Annotated in this window: 11 protein-coding genes; all 11 read left to right on the forward strand. The window is 38.6% G+C overall.

Annotated elements, in window-relative coordinates; all coding sequences use genetic code 11:
- Window positions 1-66 precede the first annotated feature (66 nt).
- The 11 genes from R2Q66_RS12370 (at window position 67) to R2Q66_RS12420 (ending at window position 21,892) form a co-directional block, all read left to right on the forward strand.
- Complete coding sequence (locus R2Q66_RS12370) at window positions 67-1,275, forward strand: FecR family protein (protein ID WP_316749348.1); 1,209 nt, start codon at window positions 67-69, stop codon at window positions 1,273-1,275.
- Between the two features lie 289 nt (window positions 1,276-1,564).
- Complete coding sequence (locus tag R2Q66_RS12375; protein WP_316749351.1) at window positions 1,565-4,924, forward strand: SusC/RagA family TonB-linked outer membrane protein; 3,360 nt, start codon at window positions 1,565-1,567, stop codon at window positions 4,922-4,924.
- 26 nt (window positions 4,925-4,950) lie between these two features.
- Entirely contained in the window at window positions 4,951-6,750 is a 1,800-nt protein-coding gene (locus R2Q66_RS12380; RefSeq protein ID WP_316749353.1) for a RagB/SusD family nutrient uptake outer membrane protein, read from the forward strand.
- A 64-nt stretch (window positions 6,751-6,814) separates the two neighbouring features.
- Complete coding sequence (locus R2Q66_RS12385; RefSeq protein WP_316749355.1) at window positions 6,815-9,319, forward strand: beta-galactosidase; 2,505 nt, start codon at window positions 6,815-6,817, stop codon at window positions 9,317-9,319.
- A 30-nt stretch (window positions 9,320-9,349) separates the two neighbouring features.
- Entirely contained in the window at window positions 9,350-12,280 is a 2,931-nt protein-coding gene (locus R2Q66_RS12390) for a glycoside hydrolase family 2 TIM barrel-domain containing protein (RefSeq protein WP_316749357.1), read from the forward strand.
- Window positions 12,281-12,436 carry a hypothetical protein gene (locus R2Q66_RS12395; protein ID WP_316749359.1) on the forward strand — a complete coding sequence of 52 codons (156 nt, stop codon included), beginning with the start codon at window positions 12,281-12,283 and terminating at the stop codon, window positions 12,434-12,436.
- Window positions 12,394-12,642: a hypothetical protein gene (locus R2Q66_RS12400; protein ID WP_316749361.1), complete on the forward strand. Its 249-nt coding sequence runs from the start codon at window positions 12,394-12,396 to the stop codon at window positions 12,640-12,642. The genes R2Q66_RS12395 and R2Q66_RS12400 overlap by 43 nt, the downstream gene beginning before the upstream one ends.
- 67 nt (window positions 12,643-12,709) lie before the next feature.
- Complete coding sequence (locus R2Q66_RS12405) at window positions 12,710-15,799, forward strand: LamG-like jellyroll fold domain-containing protein (protein WP_316749363.1); 3,090 nt, start codon at window positions 12,710-12,712, stop codon at window positions 15,797-15,799.
- A gap of 384 nt (window positions 15,800-16,183) precedes the next feature.
- Entirely contained in the window at window positions 16,184-17,707 is a 1,524-nt protein-coding gene (locus R2Q66_RS12410; RefSeq protein WP_316749364.1) for an arylsulfatase, read from the forward strand.
- Window positions 17,708-18,884: 1,177 nt separating this feature from the next.
- On the forward strand, window positions 18,885-20,573 hold the full coding sequence (locus R2Q66_RS12415) for an AAA family ATPase (protein ID WP_316749367.1): 1,689 nt from the start codon (window positions 18,885-18,887) through the stop codon (window positions 20,571-20,573).
- 161 nt (window positions 20,574-20,734) lie between these two features.
- Complete coding sequence (locus R2Q66_RS12420) at window positions 20,735-21,892, forward strand: RES family NAD+ phosphorylase (RefSeq protein WP_316749370.1); 1,158 nt, start codon at window positions 20,735-20,737, stop codon at window positions 21,890-21,892.
- Window positions 21,893-22,159: the final 267 nt, after the last annotated feature.

Genomic DNA, 22,159 nt, shown 5'->3' on the forward strand with positions numbered 1-22,159 from the left:
AAAAAATGAATTCTTTTGGACAAATTGATTAGCCATCCGGTTATATATACAATTGACGAAATATAAATGATGGAGCTCCCAAATACAGGTACGAACGGTCGCATAGCAGATTTAATCACCGGTTATCTTTTTAATGAACTTAATGATAGTGAACTGAAAGAATTGGAAAAATGGATTAATTCCGCTGCCGAAAATAAAATGATATTTGAAAGTGTTCTTGATGCGTCTAGTTTGGAAAAACAGGGACGTATCTACGCGTCAATAAATGTAAATTCTGCTTTGATCAAGGCTAAACAGCACCTGAAATTTGTTAAGCATCCTGAAATTAATACAGATAGAAAGGTTAAACAACTTTGGACACGCATTGCGGCAGTTGCATCCCTATTTTTGATTTGTACAATAGGGCTATACTACTTGAATAAAACGGGGCTAGCTGATACATCAGCGCTCTTGGTTAAACAAAATGAAATCAAAGCAGGAAGTAATAATGCAACTTTAACTTTGGGGAATGGAAAAAAAATCATCTTATCCACTGCGGTTAATGGAAAACTTGCTCATGATGCGGGTGTTGTCATTACGAAAGCTGCAGATGGGATGTTGGTCTATGAAATTAGCGCTCACAATAGGCAGGATAATCTGCAGACAAATACACTTTCAACTGAAAAAGGGGAGCAGTATCAGGTACGGTTGCCTGATGGAACTAAAGTATGGCTAAATGCAGCTAGCTCATTAAAATATCCGAGCTCTTTTAGTCAGACTAAGGAACGTCGGGTTGAATTAAATGGAGAAGCTTATTTTGAGGTAGCCAAAGATAAAGCTCACCCTTTTGTTGTTTCCACCGCCCAACAGTCCATCGAAGTACTGGGTACCCATTTCAATGTCAACAGTTATATCGATGAAGAAATTACCAAGACAACTTTATTGGAGGGTGCTGTAAAAATTAATGGAAGTGTTTTACTCAAACCTGGGGAAGAAGCGGTACTAGCCAAATCGGGATCTTTAGCCATTCACAGTGTAGATACAGAAAACGCGGTTGCCTGGAAAAACGGCCTTTTTATTTTTGAAGATGAAACATTAAAAACCGCCATGAATAAAATAGCGCGCTGGTATAATGTCGAAATTCAGTATCAGGATGACAATTTAAAACTTTTAACGGTCGGGGGCAGTATATCCAGATTTGATAAGGTATCAGAAGTTCTGAACTTCTTCGGAAAAGCCGGAAACATACAGTTTGATATCAAAGGAAGAACCATCATTATCAGTAGTAAAAAATAAACCAGAAGCTCCATTTAATAAAGGAACTTCAATTAATTAACCAATAATTCAAACCAAACAAACCAAACAAACCAAAATGAGAAAACTTCAAAAAGAGCCCTAAAGTACATTCATACGGTGGTCATATGATGAATCAGGAGCGTTGCGAGCGCCCCTGATTCGAAGATCTGATTAAACCGAAAACGAGTGTTGAATTCCTTTTTTTATTTAAACAGAATAACAAATGTATAAAAATTACACCAATAATGTATGTTGGTATAGCCAGACATTACGAAAAATCCTGTTAATTATGAAACTAACAATGGTTTTGTTAATAGCGACAATTATGCATGTAAGTGCAACAGGTTTTGCACAAAAAATAACGTTAAAACAAAAAAATATTTCAATTGAGGAGCTTTCAAAAGCAATCAGAAAACAAACAGGTTACAATATGCTTTGGCTTGGGATTGAGGGGGCCGCTTTCAAAAAAATAGATGTGGATTATACCAATGAACCTTTAAATGAGGTCTTGAAAAAATCTTTCGAAAGCCAGTCCTTAACTTACGAAATCGAAAATAAAACAATCATCGTCAAAAAAAGTAAAAACCCCCATATTGGTGATATTCAAGTTCCTTATGTCGTTATCGATATTCGTGGAAGAGTTGTTGATATGGCGGGGAAACCTCTTCCAGGGGCATCTGTGAAGGTAAAAAGAACTGGAAAGGCGGTGATTACCGATATCGAAGGACGCTTTCAATTGAAAGGAGTTGACCCGGGTGCACTGCTGGAGATTTCTTTTATCGGATATGTTTCCCAGGAAGTCAAAGTAGTTCCTGGGAAAGAAATCACTGTAGCATTGATTGAAAGTACAAATGGATTAAATGAACTGGTTGTTGTCGGTTATGGCACACAGAAGAAGGATTTGGTGACCAGTGCGATCTCAACCATGACTATGGACGAAACTAAACGATCCATTCCGACCACAACTTTGGGAAACTTACTGGCCGGGCAAATGGCGGGGGTAAGGGTGAATACTCCTGCAGGTCGCGCCGGATCAGCACCTGAAATTAAAATTCGAGGAAAATCGTCCTTTAACGATCAAAAAGTTTTGTACGTTATTGATGGTTTTGTTACCGATAATGCAGCCGATTTTAATAACCTTAGCCCTAATGATGTCGACAATATTTCGGCACTGAAAGATGCTGCTGCTACCGCCGCATATGGTGCCCGCGCATCGGGTGGTGTAATCGTGGTTACAACCAGACGTGGAGAGAGAAATCAGAAAGCCAAAATAAATTATTCATTTAATACCGGCTTTGATAAAAGGGGGAAAAATGCAGAAAGAACCAGTGCAATTGAAACCGGAGAAATCTATAATCGTCTTAATCCGACAGCACCTGACCGTTGGACCCAATCAGATTTTGATTATTTCAAAAATATCAACAATGGCTGGGGATATGACATTATAGAAGACATTTGGCAGGATCCTTCTATTACCACGCATAACCTAAGTGCATCAGGCGGTACAGATAAGCTTAGCTATTTTGTAGGTGGTTCTTATGTAAAGCAGAATGCTTTCCAGAAAAATACATCCTTCGATAAATACAATTTTCGCATTAACCTTACAGCTGATATCACTAAAAATTTAACCTTGTTTGCCGGGGTTTCCGCAAACAATAATATCACACAAAGGCCTCCAGGAAATAATGAAACGGATGATTACCGTGCTGAATTATTAAGACAGCCATATCAGCCGGTATGGACTGATGCAGGTAATCCTATTGCTTTCGACTGGCACAACCTGGGTGCAGAAATGAGGGGTGACGGGGGATATAACAGGGATAACTCATTAAAGCCGATAATTAACCTAAAAGGGACTTACAAAATTCCTTTGATTGATGGGCTTAGTGCTTCTGCTCAATACATCAAAGCATTTGACAATTATCGTAGCAAGAATTACTTTAAGCGTTATGATTTATGGGTGATGAAAACCTTTGATACTCCCAAACAGATCAGCACTAAAGAATCCGATATGCTGACAACTAGACCATCTGGGCATAATTCAGAATTTCTTTCTGAAAATTATAGCTGGGGTGAATCTGCTCAGCTGAATTTCCAGTTGAACTATGACCATACTTTTGCAGAAAAACACCACGTACAAGGATGGCTTACTTATGAAAAAGCAGAAAATAAAGGAGGTGGCTTAAATGGAACCCGCGAAAGGTTTCCCACAATATATACCGATCAATGGTGGGCTACCAGTGGGGACCGTATTGATTCTTTTGTTGGAGGAAACACAGAGCAAACTACCGGACGAAAATCATATGTTGGTCAGCTATTTTATGATTACAGCGCCAAATACCTGGCAAGTTTTACCTTCCGTTATGATGGGTCCTATAAATTCGCTCCTGAAAACAGATGGGGATTCTTTCCTTCAGGTTCAGTGGGCTGGGTAATTTCTCGTGAAAACTTTTTCAAAAATGTAAAAGGGATTGATATGCTGAAAATTAGGGCTTCTGTCGGTACTACCAGTGCGGATAACGTGAGTGCGTGGCAGTATCAACAAAAATACGAAAATTACAATTCTGCATATTTTGGAACTACACCAAGCAATAATGTAGGTATTGGTTATGGAGGAATGGTTAACCCAGATATTACCTGGGAAAAAACACGGACTTATAATGTTGGTGTTGACGTGAATTTCTTGAGTCATTTTAATGCCACTGCAGAATATTTCAGAACAAAGACCTATGACATTTTGATCGGTAGAGTTGCTCAGGTGCCACCGACTTTTAGCCGTTCATTGCCTTCATCAAATTACGGTGAATATAGATCCAATGGTGTTGAACTTACCATTGGTTACCGCAACAAAACCAGTAATTTGAATTACTATGCAAATGTAAATGTCAGTTATGTAAATGCAGTCCCAACTTTTAAAGATCAAAACATTACCTATCCATATCAAAATGAATTGAATCAATCCAGTTCAAGAGTAGTTACTTTTATCAATACTGGTATGCTTCGTACACAAGCTGATCTGGATGCTTTTGTTGCCGCCAATCCGAATTATAAATTTCAGGGTAGGGCACCTGCTTTAGGCCAACTAACCTATGCTGATTTGAGCGGTAAAGATGGAAAACCTGATGGTATTGTTGATGACTGGGACCAAACTGTTGTTCAGAAAAATACCAATCCTGTTTCATTAGGTTTAAACTTTGGTATTGAGTGGAAAGGATTCAGCCTTGATGCAAGTTTTGCTGGTAACCTACATACTTACCGAATGGTAAATGGCCTGGTAGATGGGAATGTGGAATGGAACCGTATGTGGAGGCCATGGGCTTACGATGCATGGACACCTGAAAATCCAAACGCTTCATTACCCAGACGTTATTCTGCAAATGATGGAACGAGTTGGGTAACCAATACTCCCAGTACTTTTTGGTTAAAAAGAGCTGATTTCTTAAGATTACGCATGTTGAACGTTGGGTATTCACTCCCTTCCAGTATTACCAATAAAATGGGGATTGGTGGCCTGAAGTTCTATTGCAGCGGATCCAATTTGTTTATCATTAGCGGATTCAATAAGAAATATTATGACCCTGAAATGGGTGGTCCATTTAGCTATCCTATAATGAAGTCTTTCAATTTTGGTGTCAATTTATCGCTTTAAATTATTCACGATAAACTTTTAAAAACATGAAACTCAATAATAACTATATAAAATTCTTCGTTACCGGGATATCGGCAGTAATGTTGATTTGGGGCTGTAAGAAGGGATTGGATTATCAAAATAACGGCGTAATTGGTCCTGAAATGGTATGGGGTGATTCCAATATGATCAAGGCTTACCTAAACGGAATTTATGGAAAATCAATGCCGGAATGGCCATTTAATGGTGCGAGTTCAGATGAAGCCATCAATGCACCAAAAGATTTCGGAAACTATCTGCGTGGTATCATTTCGGAAACTGGTACTAATTCAGGTCTGGATTACAATATCATAGATAGAGCGAACTTTTTTCTGGATGAATTGGCAAATGTTCCAACCACTGTCCTACCAGAGGATTTGAACAAACAATACACCGGAGAGGCGAAATTCTGGAGAGCCTGGTCTTATTGGCGTATGGTAAACAATGTAGGAGGAGTTCCTATTATTTTACACAAACAGAATTTTAATGATGTACCGGGCTTATTCAAGCCCCGTAATAAAACTTCAGAATGTGTTGCCCAGATTGTTAAAGATTTGGATAGTGCGATTCTGTTACTGCCAGGTGTTTATACCAATGCAGCAGCAGATTATGGTCGTATTACCAAAGTTGCGGCCATGGCCATGAAAGGACGAGTATTGCTTAACTATGCAAGTCCATTGTTTAATCCTACAAACGAAGCTGCGCGCTGGCAGGCAGCCTACGATGCCTGTAAAGTAGCAGTTGATTTTGGAGCAACTCAGGGGCATGCCCTGCATCCAAGGTTTCATACCATCTGGACCGACGAGCGAAACAAGGAAGTGGTCATGGTAAACCAGTTTTTTTATCCGGGTCACTCTAATAATTTTGGTTTTCTTCGTCCCGGTGTAGAGATGACCAATCAACCCTTGTTATCACTTTTACTTGCTTTTCCTAAAAAGGACGGATCTCCTATGCAGTTTGATAAGAATCAACTGAACAATCCAGCTTACAACAGTCAGTTCATGACTGATTTTTATACCAATCGTGATGACCGGTTTTTTTCTACTATTTTTTGCGGTGGAATACCACAACCAACGCCTGAGGAACAAGCTCCAGGTTATTTAAAGGGGATGAGCTTTTGGAGTGTTTGGCGTCAGGATGGACCAGATAAATATACCAATATCGCTCAAACCATTCATCCGGGTTATAGCGGTAATATGGGCTGCACTGGTTTTTTTCAGCGTAAAGGTATTGATACTACGGTTAATACAGTGGATCGTTTCAAGGCTCAAACAGACTGGGTAGAGATGCGTTATGCCGAATTGCTGATGAATTATGGCGAATGTGCCAATGAATTGGGTAAATCTTCTGAGGCTTTAGAGGTATTAAAACGAATCAGAAAGCGTGCAGGTATCACCGCAGGTGCCGGTGGGAACTATGGACTTACCGCATCAACCACCACAGATATCAGAGAAGCTTACATCAATGAACGCTTCGTGGAGTTTGCTTTTGAAGATAAACGCTTTAATGACCTTCGTCGCTGGAAACGTTACGACATCCTGAATAACCAAATGGGAAGGCATGGTTTATATATTACAGTAAAAAGCATGAATAACTTGCCTCTGCCGTATGAAAAAATTACCAGCGCTGATGCTCGTGCCAAGCTGACCGCAAACTATATTGACAATCTTGATGGGGATGGAACCTATAAATTTAGTCTTGATTTGAATCACTGGTTTTATGCGCTTTCACCATCTCAAATTTCCCAGTCAAAAAATGTTTTGCAACAAAATAAAGAATGGGGAGGAACTTTCGATCCATTACAATAAGTGAAGTAAGGGGGCTGGTTAGAGCCCCTTTTTACTTTCCTATAAACTGAAATCTAAATAAAAAATGTTAAAAAAATATTTACACACACAAATGTTCCGTAAGGCTTGCCTGCTGATGTTTTTATTTGTAAGCAATACAGAAGCTCAATCCCAGCAATTAACATCATCATCATTGCCGATAAAGCAGTTTGTTCATCCAGATCGTATCCGGTATGATGGTGCTTGTATGACCATTGAAGGGAAAGATGTCTTTATATATAGCGCAGCCTTTCATTACTTCCGCTGCCCACAAGAGCTGTGGCGTGATCGTTTTCGAAAGATCAAGGAGGCTGGATTTAATACAGTAGAAACTTACATTCCCTGGAACTGGCATGAACGCAGTATACCTTCCGGACTGAACGATAATTCCAAATTCGACTTTAAAGATCTGAAAGCCTGGCTAAAGATGGCGCAGGAGGAATTCGGTTTTTACACGATTGTGCGTCCCGGTCCTTTTCTTTGTGCCGAATGGTCGGGAGGAGGGTACCCTCGCTGGCTGGCCAAGTTTGGTCCCGGTAAAGGTGATTTGTGGCTACGCAGTGCCGATCCTGAACATATTAAATGGTCTGTTCATTGGTATAATGCTGTTTCTAAAGTATTAGCGCCAGAACAGGTTACCAGAAAGAAGAAAGGGCAGAAGGGGATTATCCTATTTCAGATCGAAAACGAGTATGATGCACATGGTACCAAAGACAAGGAGGTTTTTCTAAAGGCCTTGTATCATTCCTATAAAAACAATGGTATTGATGTGCCCTTGTTTACCTGTCTTACCAGTCAAACCAGAGCGAGTAAGGATCCGGAATTGTCGCAGGTATTTGATTGCGATAATTATTATGTAGCGAATATAAGCGATGCACCCAGTTGTGCCCGTCGTATGTACGATCTTCGCAAAAAACAAAGCAATGCTCCTGGCTTTGTAACGGAATTACAGGGAGGTTGGTTTTCTCTGGTAACAGGAACATTGAGTGAAGAACATTATTCTGATGCACGTCATTTTAAAGCAATAGGATTAATGAGCATGCTTGGAGGAGGTACCGGCATCAACTACTATATGTTTTTTGGGGGGACTCACTTTGATGGTTGGGGTGCACGTGGGATGACTACCAGTTATGACTATAATGCAGCTATCAGAGAAAGCGGCGCAACAGGTCCAAAATATTTTGCAGCGAAAGCATTGGGTGAATTTATCAGCGAGTATGGGGCTAAATTGGCAAGATCAGTAGGTGGCCCTTGTGAGCTTCAGGGTGCACCTAAAGCGCTTTTTGGTGGATTGCGTATCGCTGCTGATGGGACCAAATTAGTTTTTCTTCACAATACTGATCCTAACAAACCTTTAAAAGGCAGGGTAATTGTAGTGCCGGGAAAAGTAGCTCAATCAACAGACCCGATTTACAATGTGAATCAGAACGGAGAGAAAGTCCTGATTAAAACAGCAGTAGTTACCAATGGCAACGCTACTACAAATGATTCATTTGCAATTGATTTCAACTTACCGAATTTAGGAGCACAGGTATTGGTTATTCCTCCTGGTGCTAAGCCCGAGCAGGGTAAGTGGTGCTTAATGGAGCCAGAGCAAGTGGTTCGTCCGTCAGTAAATATTGCACATATACGTATTCCAAATGCTTTACGTTATAATGATCCTATAAATGAAGCCAAGTGGAAATCGCTTCCAAAAGAGACTTCTTTGTCGGAAGTAGGAATCAACGATTTTCGGTATAACCTGTATCGCTCAAAGTTTACTTTAAGTTCAGCCGATATTCAGCAAGAAAACAGGCTGTTGTTTAATATGTTTAGCCGTGATATTGTTTCGGTACAAGTTAATGGCAAAATTCCTAAACGCCTTTTCCCGGAAAAAGCTGATGCACAAACCTGGATTACACGTGGTGCTTATTCTCGCGTCCGCCCTAATGAATTTGATAATCGATTTGATGTAAGCGGTTTACTAAAAACAGGAGAAAACGAAATTCTAGTAGTATATGAAAACCTTGGTCATGCCCATGGTTATGTGCCTATGGAAGAGTTGGCGGGTATCAGACAGGCCGGGCTTTCCACAACAGATACGGTTTTAACACATGCACTACAGTGGGAATTGGCCACTGATGTTGCAGGCATAACAAAAGGTTTTACTACACTATCATTTAAGGCCGATAAATGGGAGCGTGTTGCACTTAATACGCAGGATGAAATTCCGCGTAAGGGCAATGGTGTTCAGCCAAAAGCTGAGCAAACAGGTCTGTTTACCTGGTACAGGGTTGAGTTTTCCCTACCTGAAAAGGATGCAAAAGTATGGATGCCATGGATGGCCAAAATTAACGCTTCAGGAAATGGGTATATGTGGCTCAATGGACGTAATATCGGTCGCCATTGGGAAGCGGGTCCACAACGTGAGTTCTTTTTACCTGAGTGCTGGTTGAATTTTGGAACTCAGAAGAATGTGCTGGTCTTTGGATTACGCCAAACTGTTAATGGCGCAACTATTAAGACTATTGAAGTACTGCCGTATCCCAATGCAGCAGAGTTCAGAAAATAAAGATTATTAATAAATGATTATTAAATAAAGATGTCTAGAATATTTCAAAAATACATTATGCTTTCCATCATCCTATTGATGCAGATTGGTGAAGCAAATAGTCAAAGTAAAAATCCAAGGGTGGATTATAACCTGAATACAGGTTGGGCCTTTTATAGAGGCGATGCGAAGCATGCCCAAATGCTCAATTATGACGATTCAAAATGGATGCCGGTAGTTTTACCACATATCATGCAGTTGGAAAAAAAACACAACGGAGCTGATATCATCTATGACGGTGTTGGATGGTATCGCCGTTACTTTAAACTATCCAAAGATCAGGCTGATAAGCGGGTTCTTCTGAATTTTGAAGGAATTATGAGCAATAGTGAAGTGTTTGTAAATGGAGAAAGTGTCGGTATCCATCACGGGGGATACGTGGGATTTACAATGGATGTTTCGAAAAAAGTAAAATTCAACAATGAAAATAATGTGATCGCTGTTCGAGTATCGGCTGAATATGATTCACTGACACCCCCAGGAAAACCACAAGGTCGATTGGATTTTTATTATTACAGCGGTATTTATCGTGATGCAAATCTGATTGTAACAGATAAACTTCATATTACGAGCGAGCTGGCTCAGCATAGTACGATGGCAAGTGGCGTTTTTGTAACCTATCCGCAAGTAAATAAGCAGCAGGCAGTGGTTCATGTGAAAACTGAAGTTGCCAATTCATATGCTACTGCGAAAGCAGGTTACTTGCAGACCCTGATTAAAGATGCAAACGGAAAAGTAGTGGCCCGGGGCAAAAGCAAATTCCATCTGGGAACAGGTAAGAACACGTTAATTGAGCAGGATTTGAATTTGATTAATCCTAACTTATGGTATCCATATACCCCTTATTTGTATTCGTTGGAGAGTCAGGTATTATTTGAGGATGGAAAGGTAGTAGATATTCGAACTGAAAAGATAGGCGTCCGTACAATTAAGTTTACGCGTGATGGAGGTTTCTTTATCAATGGAAAGCATCTGTATCTGGTAGGTGCCAATCGTCATGAAGCTTTTCCTAACATCGGTGATGCTGCATCAAATTCAATGCAGGAGCGAGATGTGATTGAGATGAAAAAAGGAGGATACAATGCTGTGAGGGCAGCGCATTATCCACAGGATCCGGCTTTTTTGGCCGCTTGTGATAAATACGGGTTGCTGGTTGTGGAATGCGTGCCGGGTTGGCAGATTTTTAATGAAAATCCGGTCTTTGCAGATCGCCTGGAATCTATAACTCGAAACATGATCAGAAGGGATCGGAATAGAGCTTCTATTGTATTATGGGAAACTGCGTTGAATGAAACAACTTACCCGCTGCAAGTTGTTAAACGTATTTTTGAGGCAGCGCATCAGGAGTATCCGGGAGATCAGCTTTATACAGCCGGCGATTATTTTAGCCATGAAGAAACAGAACCTTATTATGATGTTTTTTATAAGCAGGTCAGCAAGTTCCCCAAAGACGGGAGCGTGATGAGTAATTATCTGGAAGATCAGATTGCCATCAAACCACTTTTTGCCAGAGAATGGGGAGATGGTGTGGGAGAAAAACCCCGTGTAAGCATGATTGAAAACGAGTATGAGCAGATGCGACAAGGGCGTAGCCGTTTGACGCAATTGAACGGTGACGGATATTTTGACTGGTGTATGCTGGATGCCAATCCTCGGATGGGTGGACATTTTATGTGGAGTTACAACGATTATACCAGGGGTGCCGAAGAAGAAACGATGTATTCAGGAGTAGTAGATGTGAATCGGTACCCTAAGTTTGCCTATTACATGATGCAGAGCATGCGTCCTGGTGGAATTTCGCAAAAGGGACTGTATGAAGGGCCAATGGTATTCGTTGCTTCCTTTAATTCATCTGGCAAGTACAAAACTTCAACTTCAGAGATTACAGTTTATTCAAATTGTGATGCAGTTGAGTTGTATAGAAACGATAAGCTAATTGGAAAACAGACCCGTGCTGAGCGAACAAAGGTATATCCTCATATTGTGGCTAAAGGAGGGAGTCCAAGTTATGTGTTCGATGCCGGTGGTTTTGAGCCAGGAGAATTGAAGGCAATAGGATATATAAATGGGAAAAAGGTGACTGAGCACGCAGTTCGGACAGCAGGTGATGCCAATCATATCGAGATTGTTATTCCTGATGATCATATCACTCCTGTAGCAGATGGATCAGATATGATTCCGGTTTATTTCAAAATTTGCGATGCCAATGGTTCAGTAGTACGTGATGCAAAATCTGAAATCATTATTCGGGTTAAAGGCGAGGGTACATTGATTGGTGACGGTATATCGAGAGTCGAAATCAACCCTCAGGTAGTAGAGTCCGGGATTGGCTTCGCATTTATCAGAACATCCAAAAAAGCAGGGAAAATAGAAATCCAGGTTGAATCTAAGGGGATGAAATCCGGCCAGTTAACCGTAAACACAATCGCGTACAAAGGGATGCATTTGCCGGATGGTATACATGGTGAATTTAAAGGGCAGGAAGAAGATGGTGCAGTAGTGAAGCCCACCAAATGGGATAAAGGTTTTCTTACTAAACCCAAAGTTGAAATAAGCAATGTTTCTACAACATCTTCTCATCCTGATTTTCCAACAACAAATTTATTAGACGGTAATGATTACAGTTGGTGGATTGCCAATCAAGATCAATTTCCTCAAGTGGTTACATTGACGTTGAAAGAACCAACGACTGTGGTTGGAAGCAAGGTAAGATTTCAAAAAGACAGTTCAAAATATCGTCATAAGGTAGAGGTATCCTCAGATGGTAAAACCTGGGAACCGGTGTACGAGAAGGAATGTACAGGCTGGGACTTTAAACCTGTTCGTTTCAAGAAGACAATCAAGTATTTCAGAATCTCAATATTATCCGCAAGTGAGGGTAGGGCTGGACTGGCAGAAATAACACTTTTTAAAGACAAATAAATGAAAAGAAGAGAATTGATAAAAGGTATTGGTTTAGTTGCCGGAGCATTGTCTATATCGGGCAGTGCAATGGCGACAGAATCGGTTGCTGGTCCTAAAAAAAGAAAAGGATATTGCGTATTGCACACCTTACCGATAAAAAGATCACCTGTTTAAGCGGGCATATCCACCTGCTGGATGCTGCCGAATACAATGGCGTGAATTATTATTGTAATGGTTCCTTGAGCGGCTTTTGGTGGGAAGAGGGTGATAAACAATCTGCAGGCAAGGGCTATTATCGCGAAACACCTCCAGGGGATGCTATTTTAGATTTATATGAAGACGGCCAGGTGGAGAATAAGTATATCGAACATCATTGTTGAGGTATAAGAGTATTTAAGCTCTCAATAGTGCAATTTTAAAGATAGAATTAACATAAAACACAAGTAAATGAAACTTAGAATTAAACAAATTTTATTGAATATATTTCAGATTAGGCAGGATTTTGGTCAATCCAACAGCAGAATGAACTTATTTCTGATTCAAGATTTTAAAAACTTTTTCAGGCATGTATACTGCGTATTTGCAGTGTTGCTTCTTTTTAACCAAGCTAAGGCTCAACAAACTGTAGTAGCTCATTACAATATGGGTCGTTCAGGCGCAGTTACTTATGCTACTTCTCCAGAGATTTTAAAGGATTTGAGTGGTCTGGGCCACGATTTAAAGCGAAGTGGACAACCGGTTTTTTTTGCAGATGCTCCTGCAGATAAAAAATTAAACGGAGAGGGAGCAATCTCTTTCAAAGATCGTGGAAGCTATAGCGTAGCAAGTAATTTTGGCAAAGCTGCTTTGCCATTCGTGTTTGAAGGTTGGTTTCAGACAAATAGCAGACAAGGTGCAAATGATAAGGGAAGAAGCACTGGGGTTGTAGTAGCTTATGGCGATGATAAAAGTGGTTATGTTTTATCTCAAAAAGAAGACCAGTGGGTAGTAGTGATAGATGGAAAAGAAAACGCTAAGCCTATTGCCAAGGCAGTTCCTGGAGAATGGATTCATATAGCTGTAGTAAATGATGGTAAGGCTGTTTCGGTGCTTGCCAACGGAATAAAAACATTAACAGGTTTACCGGTAGCTAAAGCCGTAGCCGATAATTTCTCGATAGGGGCCTTAGGCAAAGGGAATTTTTTTAATGGATTAATATATGAGGTAAGGTTTGCTTCTTTTAATAAAACAAAGTTTGATGTAGCCAAACATCTATTGTTTAACGGCAAACAGCTTGCAAAAAAGCAAAAGCAAGCTACAGATGAGCAGCGTGCATTAATTGCAGCACTTGAAGCCAATAAATCAATTGTTAAGGTACAGGAGTTTCCTACTGCGCCTGCAGATCCAAAAGATTGGTTGGTAAGTCAGATTAAAACGCCGGTACAATTATTATTGCAAAAAGACCCGGGGCAAATGTCTGCAAAACTATTATTGACCAATGGTTTGCTTAGTCGCGAGTTTTATGTGGCTGATAATTTAGCTTGTGTAGGGTTTAAAAATGAAAATACAGATGCTCAATATTTAAGAGCTGTAAAGCCTGAAGCACGCGTAATGATTGATAGCACCTGGTATGATATAGGTGGATTTAGCGGACAACCGGAAAAGTCGTATTTACTAGAGAGCTGGTATAGCAATTTAATAGCAGAACCTTCTGCATTCCGTTTTACAGGTATTGAGGTAATGCAACCTACGGCGCGCTATCCTTGGCAACAAAAATATAATAGCGCTCATACGGACTGGCCACCTAAAGGTTTACATGTTTTAATGCACTATAAGGCACCATTAAATAAGAATGACTGGCAAAATACGGTACAGGTTACTGTCCATTATGAGCTGTATGAGGGCATTCCGGTTATCGCTAAATGGCTAACTATCAACAACAATACCAATTCATCTTTTGTTGTTCGTGAAACTGAATGTGAGGTTTTAGCCGTAAATCAGGATCAGATAAAACGGATACATGTTGAAAGCGATTATTCTTTTGCATTGGCCAATGCTGATAAAGAAGGATCGGCATTGATGCATTATAAAGGCACTCCTCCTGCTTACCAAACAGGTGAAAGTACTACTACATGGAGAACAGATAGTGAATACAATACCTGGGCATCCCATAATCAGGCTGAGGACAAATTTCTTGGTTTTCCGCATCATAATTTACTAATAAGCAGAGTGCCTATGGGGCCTTCTGAAACTGTGAAATCAAAACAACAGTTTACCTCATTTACTACTTTTGAGCTATTGCATGATAATGACGACAGAGAACGCCAAAGTTTGGCACATCGTAAATTCTACAGAAAACTAGCTCCACAGGTAACAGAATCTTTAATTTCCGCCGGTATTACTTCGCATGACAAAACAAAGCTTAAAGGCTTTATTGATCAAATGGGAGAATTGGGATTTGAAAGATTAGATATTATGGCATGGCCAGGTATTTCTCATGATAATCTGGATACAGGCTATGTTTCTTTATGGAAAGGGATATCATCTTATGCTGCTACTAAAGGCATAGTAATGGGAGGATACGAATTACAGGTTGCCTCAAGAGGTAGAGGGGCCGATGTGGATTGTATTGATCCGATAACCAATAAGCCGGGTAGTTTATTTGGTCAAAGTGTTTGTATTGCAAGTGATTGGCAAGATAAGTATTACACCAACATGTGGAAATTCTTTGATAGAACAGGTTTGAATGTTTTTAGTATGGATGGACCTTATCATGGTGATGTGTGTTCTTCAACAACTCATCCACATCATACCAATTTATATGATTCTCAGTGGCAACAGTGGAAACAACAGGTGCGCGTACTTCACGAACTTCAGCACCGTAATATGTATGTGGCTATTCCTGACTGGTATTTTCTAAATGGCCAAGCTGCGACAGGTATGGGCTATCGTGAGGCTAGTGCGAATTTAACCCCTAAGCAGCAACTGTTATTAGGTCGTCAATACATTTACGATGGCACCTGGCATAAAACCCCAACTATGGGTTGGATGACATTGCAACTGGTTGGATTTTATACCAATGATGCCAGGGTCGGACTTGAACCATTGTCAGAAAACCTGGATAGGTATGAAGTTGGGTTATTCCAACATTTGGCAAGTGGTTGCCAGTTTACAGTGAGAGGGAACAGATTGTACGATACTCCTGAAACAAAGGCAATGGTATCCAAATGGGTGAATTGGTTTAAGCAACATAGAGCCATTCTTACTTCAGATATTATTCACGTTGCTCGCCCGACAGGTAGAGATTTAGATGCAATGTTACATGCTAATCCGGATATTGATGAAAAGGGCATGTTAATCGTGTTTAATCCCACTGATAAGGCCATTACCAAACAAATGAAAGTGCCTCTTTACTATAATGGCTTAAAAGGAAAAGCGAAATTAACCGACCAAACCGGTAAAGTAAGCAACCTGGAACTAAATGATAAACAGGAAACTTTTGTTAATGTTACTATACCTGCCGGTGGATTTAGCTGGTTCACAATAGGTTCACAATAAAAGAGTAAACTCCATTTTTTTTGTCCAAAATAAGCTAAACGAGTTAATAAAGGTAAAATTACAGGGTATTACCCCAATAGAAAAATCAAAATGAATTGCACAGTCACACACAAATTAAATTTTTAAGATGAATAGGTTTTTGTTTACATCAGAAAAAAACATTAAACGGAAAACACCGATTATGGGATGGTCCAGCTGTCGCTACGAAATTAGTTACATTTAATTTATATTTGACTTAATGATTAACCCTTGCTATACGCTTGGGTTAACCTAGGAATTATATTCGACATCAAAATGGGAAGGTAGAATAAATTAAAGTAATAGATTGATGTTTTAGTCTGTATACGATGAAGTGTTGTTTAAATTTTAGATTAATATATTGTAATGATTAGATTTTTAAATGCTAAGATTATTTGTCTTCTTATGGTACTAACACCAGGCTTGGTGTTGGCGCAAAAACGGGAATCCAAACCTAATGTTATTTTTATTTACGCCGATGATTTGGGGTATGGAGATGTAGGTGCATATGGTGCTACAAAAATTAAAACCGCTAATTTGGATCGTTTGTCCGGGAGCGGCATTCGCTTTACAAATGCACATTCCTCTTCTGCAACATGTACGCCTTCTCGTTACGCTTTGATGACGGGTAATTATCCCTGGCGGGTTAAGGGGACTGATATCTTATCTGGTGATGCGGCTTTGATTATCCCTTTGGATAGAATTACCCTACCTAAGTTGTTCAAGAATGCAGGCTATAACACTGCTATTGTTGGGAAATGGCATTTGGGTTTAGGGGAGGGAGTAAAAAAGGACTGGAGCAATAGGGTGTCGCCTGGACCTAATGAAACAGGTTTTGATTATTCTTTCATTTTTCCGGCAACAGCAGATAGGGTACCTACCGTTTTTATGGAAAATCAGCGTGTGGTGGCTTTGGATCTTAACGATCCTATTGAGGTCGATTATAGAAATAAGGTGGGCAATGATCCAACAGGAAAAGACAATCCTGAATTGTTAAAGATGAAGGCTTCACCGGATCATGGTCATGATAATACGATTGTAAATGGAATCGGTAGGATAGGTTTTATGAGCGGTGGTCACAGTGCAAGGTGGGTGGATGAGGAGATTTCTACTACTTTTTTAACCACGGCTAAAAACTATATGAGAGAAAATGCTGATCGACCATTTTTCCTGTATCTTCCGTTAACAGAGCCCCATGTTCCAAGAATGCCAGCTACAATGTTTAAAGGCAAGAGTGGGCTTGGTTACCGTGGTGATGCAATTTTACAACTAGATTGGACAGTTGGACAAATTCTGGATGAGGTAGAGGCTCTGGGGATTAAAGAGAATACGATTATTGTTTTTAGTAGTGATAATGGTCCGGTATTGAATGATGGGTATCAGGACGGAGCTGTAACGCAAAGGAATGGTCATCTGCCTGCTGGGGTTTTACGTGGTACTAAAGGGAGTGTTTTTGAAGCAGGAACCAGGGTTCCTTTTATGATATCAGGGCCTAACATTGCAAAAGGCAAGGTGTCTGACGCACTTATTGGGCAAATCGATCTTTTGGCCTCATTTTCTAAACTGTTGAAGCAAAATGTGCCTGTGGGTGAGGCGAAGGATAGTCAGGATTTATGGAGTACGCTGATTGGAGCGACTAAAACAGGTCGGGAAATCTATGTGGAGCATTCGGAATGTTTGGCTCTTGTTAAAGGGAATTGGAAGTATATTGAACCTAATGATGGAGTTCCTTATAGAAAGTCAACGGATACTGAAACTGGTAATTCTCCAGAACCGCAATTGTACAATTTAAGAGATGATATTGGGGAGAAAAATAATCTTGCTAAAAAGTTTCCTGATAAATTGAAAGAGTTGCAGAAATTATTGCAATTAGAAAAGGATAAGAAATAGAGTGCTGATCTTTATATAAATAGATCAGCAGTTGATATAGTATCGGCTGTCCGCTAAAAGTTGTATTTTTACCCATAGCTACTTTTATTGTGTCGTAACTTCAAAAGTAAACTAACGGGTAGGAACCTTAAACCCTAAATTAAGAATATCAGTATCTATTCGTTCCATAATTACAGCTCAAAAATATTTAGTTACGAAAAACAAGTAATAACGCATAATAACGCATAATAACTCAAAATTGAAACCTAGAAAACTATCCCGAATTGTGTTTTAGAAGAGTTTGCATTATTATGCGATATTGGTTGTTTGCTAATGTTCTACATTTAGCGATATATCTTAAATAGATAGGGGCATCACCGCAAGCATAGTTTTTTTGCTTTTTCATGTAGAAGAGCATACTGAAGTTCGTTTTCATAATCAACTGATTTAAGGTTAAACAAATGTAGCCTTGCAGTTAATAGACGTCAAGTCGTTTGATGAATAAACTTTCTGTATATCAGAATGTTAACTCGTTTATTCGGTGAGTCGGGGAGAACTTCAATTTACTCACCGAATCACTCACTTTTTATATGTGATTTATTGAATAAACTGTAGTTTTGGGTAAAAACAAAAAGCCTGCAATCAATTGATTTGCAGGCTTTTAGACGTTTTGTTGCTATTTCTGGTGATCCCGCTGGGATTTGCACCTAGTGTTATAATCAGCGTTTCAACAGTATGTGGATGGTTTCGAAATTCGACTCCCCGAATAACGCACCTTTTTTTTTTAGTATATTTTAGCTGCAAATGCTATGATATAAATATACTAAATATCTAGCTTTTCTAAAAATATTTACCCTGAATCTTTTCTCATTTTTCGATTAGATTATACGAAATAAACCCAGCTACTTTTATATCTAGTCCGTTTAAAGGGCTAGTTTGTAACTTGTACGGTGATTTGATTCAAGACTGAATCAAACTCGCCATATCAGCCCCATTATTGTTCCACACACATTTACCTGTCCCCAGTAAAAGTTCTGGACATAACTCTGACCATCGGCGGTTTAGTTTTTGAATAACAAAACACAAATACCTATTTGATAGAATCCATAAACAGTATTCTACACTTTCAAAATTAACATACTTGCGTATATTTGGAAGTTAGGTGTAAGCTTACAAGACCGATATTACCGACAACATTATGATAGAAACAATAGAAATCAGTAATTTTAAAAACATTTCCAATTTGACACTTGAACTAGAAAATCTTAACGTTTTAGTCGGTTCGAATAATTCGGGTAAAAGTAGTATTCTACAAGCAATACAATTTGCAATCTCCGTTGCACAAACAACAAATTTTGAAAACTCTCGGTGGAACAATCAGACAAAAAAGCTTCCTACTTCATTAACTCCTGAACAATTAATTTATGCTCCTTTCAGAGATGTTTATTCTTTGGCATTTGGAGGTAAATTAAAAACAGAACTTAGATCAGCTATTCAAATTGAATTTACAGAAAAGGACAGCCTAAATAAAAGTAAAGTTTTAATAAGGAAAGGAAAAAATAAAAATATTGCAACTGAAATACACAACAAACCAATTGGTGAACTATTACGAAAAATTGAGGAGCCATTTTCTATTTATGTGCCAGGACTTGCGGGTATCCCAGCTTTCGAAGAATTAAAAAGCCCAGGAATTGTTAGACGTGCGGCTGCAAGAGGCGATGCGAATAATGTATTTAGAAATATTATTTGGCTTTTACATACAAATGAAAATAGTTGGAATTCATTCATTGCTGATGTAAAAGATATATTTCCAGAAATTGAAATTATAGCATCTTTTAATCAAGAGAGAGACGAGCATTTAAATGTTTTAATAAAGTATTCAGACAAGATATTGCCAATTGATGCTGCTGGAACAGGTTTTTTACAAATATTGCAAATACTGTCCTACATCAATATTTACAAACCTAAAATACTTCTCCTTGATGAACCTGATGCGCATCTTCACCCAAACAACCAAAGGAAGCTTGCAAAAAAACTTTATGACTTATCTGTAGCAAGAGGGTTTCAAATCATTATTAGCACACATTCTCGACACTTTCTTTATGAGCTTGAACCGATTGCCAAAATAAATTGGATAAATTCAGGTAAAATAGTAGAAGAAGACATTAACATAATTAATGTTCTAATGGACATAGGGGCATTAGATAAAGGCGACCTCTTAAAGAATGATAAACTCAAACTTATTGTATTAACAGAAGATGAAAATCAAACACCAATAAAAACACTTATTCAAGCATCAAACCTTCCATTAGACGAAATAGAGGTTTGGTCTTACAAAGGCTGTTCTGATGTTAAAACAGCTAATGTTTTATCCGCTTTTATTCTTAAAAGTGCACCCAATATTAAAATCGCAATTCATAGAGATAGAGATTATTTTGAGGATGATGAAATACAAAAAATAATTGAAGGTTATAATGACAACATTACATACCACTTTGTAACTGACAGAACAGATATTGAAGCTCATTTGTTAGAGCCTAATCACATAAATTATTTGCACCCCGAAATAACAATTGAAAGGGCTGAAGAACTAATAAACACTTCTATTACTGACACATTTGAGAAAACAAGAAAAAAATATGTAAACACACTTACAGACAAATCATTGAAAAGTAAAAATGGACATAAAGCAGGAGAAAATGTTGAGCTTGCCGAAAAAAACATTAAAGAAAATCCCAAAAGATATGTACATGGCAAGACGGTTTTAGGTGACTTAAAAGGAAAACTTCAAAAAGAATTGGGTAAAAATGCCGACTTATTTAAACCTTCTCAACATATAGCGACACCTATGTTTGACAAAATTAAGGAAGACTTATGGGGAGAATAAAGTCGACGATTAAAAGCACATTTGTAATAGGTGGGTTTCTGTGCTGCGCTGACAACTTTGTGGTTAAAGAAAGCTCCAATCTCAGCATTAATATTTATGCTAAAAACCTCGCCCATCGCAAATCTGCAAACCGTTATGTACAATTATAAAAGAGACACAATATGACAGATGAGGATGAACTATTGCTTTGCATTGAATGTGCGAAAGACATTCGATTGAAGAAACTAATTAAAAAGATTAACAAAAAAGGATTATGTAGTTGCTGTGAAAACAATGAATTTATTATCGATGTTGACAGTAATGAATTTACACAAATAATTAAAGCTCTAATCCGTTATCACTATTCTGAATGGGACTACAACGAGCATTGGGGTGGCAACGGTTATGGTTCATTGTTTTATGAAGGAGACAATATTTTTTTAAATAAGGCAAATTTTAAAGATCAAGATGTTTACGATGAATTAATCAACAGAATAGAATGCTTCGAAGTTTATGAAGCCTATGAAAAAGGTGTTTCAATTTTTGCAGGTTACTATGATGGTCAACAAAACCCTCTTCTTCAGTCTATAAAATCTGACTTAGATTATTCAATTAAAGAAATAGAACATAAGTTAAAGACCGAAAATTACTTTAAATTCGAAGATCAAATTATACAAATGCTTTTGGAATATGCTGACTGCTCGAAAATAAAGGTTGAGAGTAAATCCGCATTTTATAGAGCTAGAATTGGGGTTGAAAACAAAAAAAGAAGTTTGTTTGAAGGTGGATTTGAAGGAGAAGTGGTGTGTGTCCCATATTCTGCTTCTCAAATTGGCGCTCCTCCTCCGTTACTTGCTGGTATTGGACGTTTAAACAGAGCTGGCGTTTCTTATCTATATTCCGCTACGGATAAGCACACCGCAATATCGGAGATAAGACCACATCCAGGTGATGTAGTCTCAATTGGAAAGTTTATAGTAAATAATGAATTATTGATTTTCGACCTTACCGAAAGTCAGTTTTTGAATTTTTTCCAAAGCGATGAAAGCCTAGACAAGTTCGGTAAATTAAATACTTTCACAGAATTAATGCAAAAAGTCATTCCACCATCAGAAAGACACATATATAATATAACACAACTAATTGCAGATTGTATTAGAAAACTAAATTTTGATGGAATTCTGTTTCCGAGTTCTGTAGGGAACGGGGAAAATTTGGTAGTGTTTAACCCTGAGCTTATGACCTATACATTTGACGATGCAGAAGTGGTAGAAATAAAAGATGTAACATATGAGTACTTCCAGAGAAAATGGAAAAAAGACATTTCAGAAATAGAATAACAGCATAAACAAAACTATCAGACAAAATAAAAGTGTTGTTATAGAAACAAGTCTTTTGAAAAGCCCTAAAAAATTCAAACAAACACATAAACAAACCCATAGTGGGCATGCAGCCAACAAAGGTTTTATTAATCTTAAATTTGGGTAAACTTTATCTATATAGAAGAATTAATACTAGGTGCCATGTCAAACAAATATTTTAAAGCACATCAAGCTTATAACCTTAATCCAGACTGATATGATATAGGTACCATTAATGGGCTAAAA

Source organism: Pedobacter gandavensis (assembly GCF_032677645.1).
Lineage (GTDB): Bacteria > Bacteroidota > Bacteroidia > Sphingobacteriales > Sphingobacteriaceae > Pedobacter > Pedobacter gandavensis_A.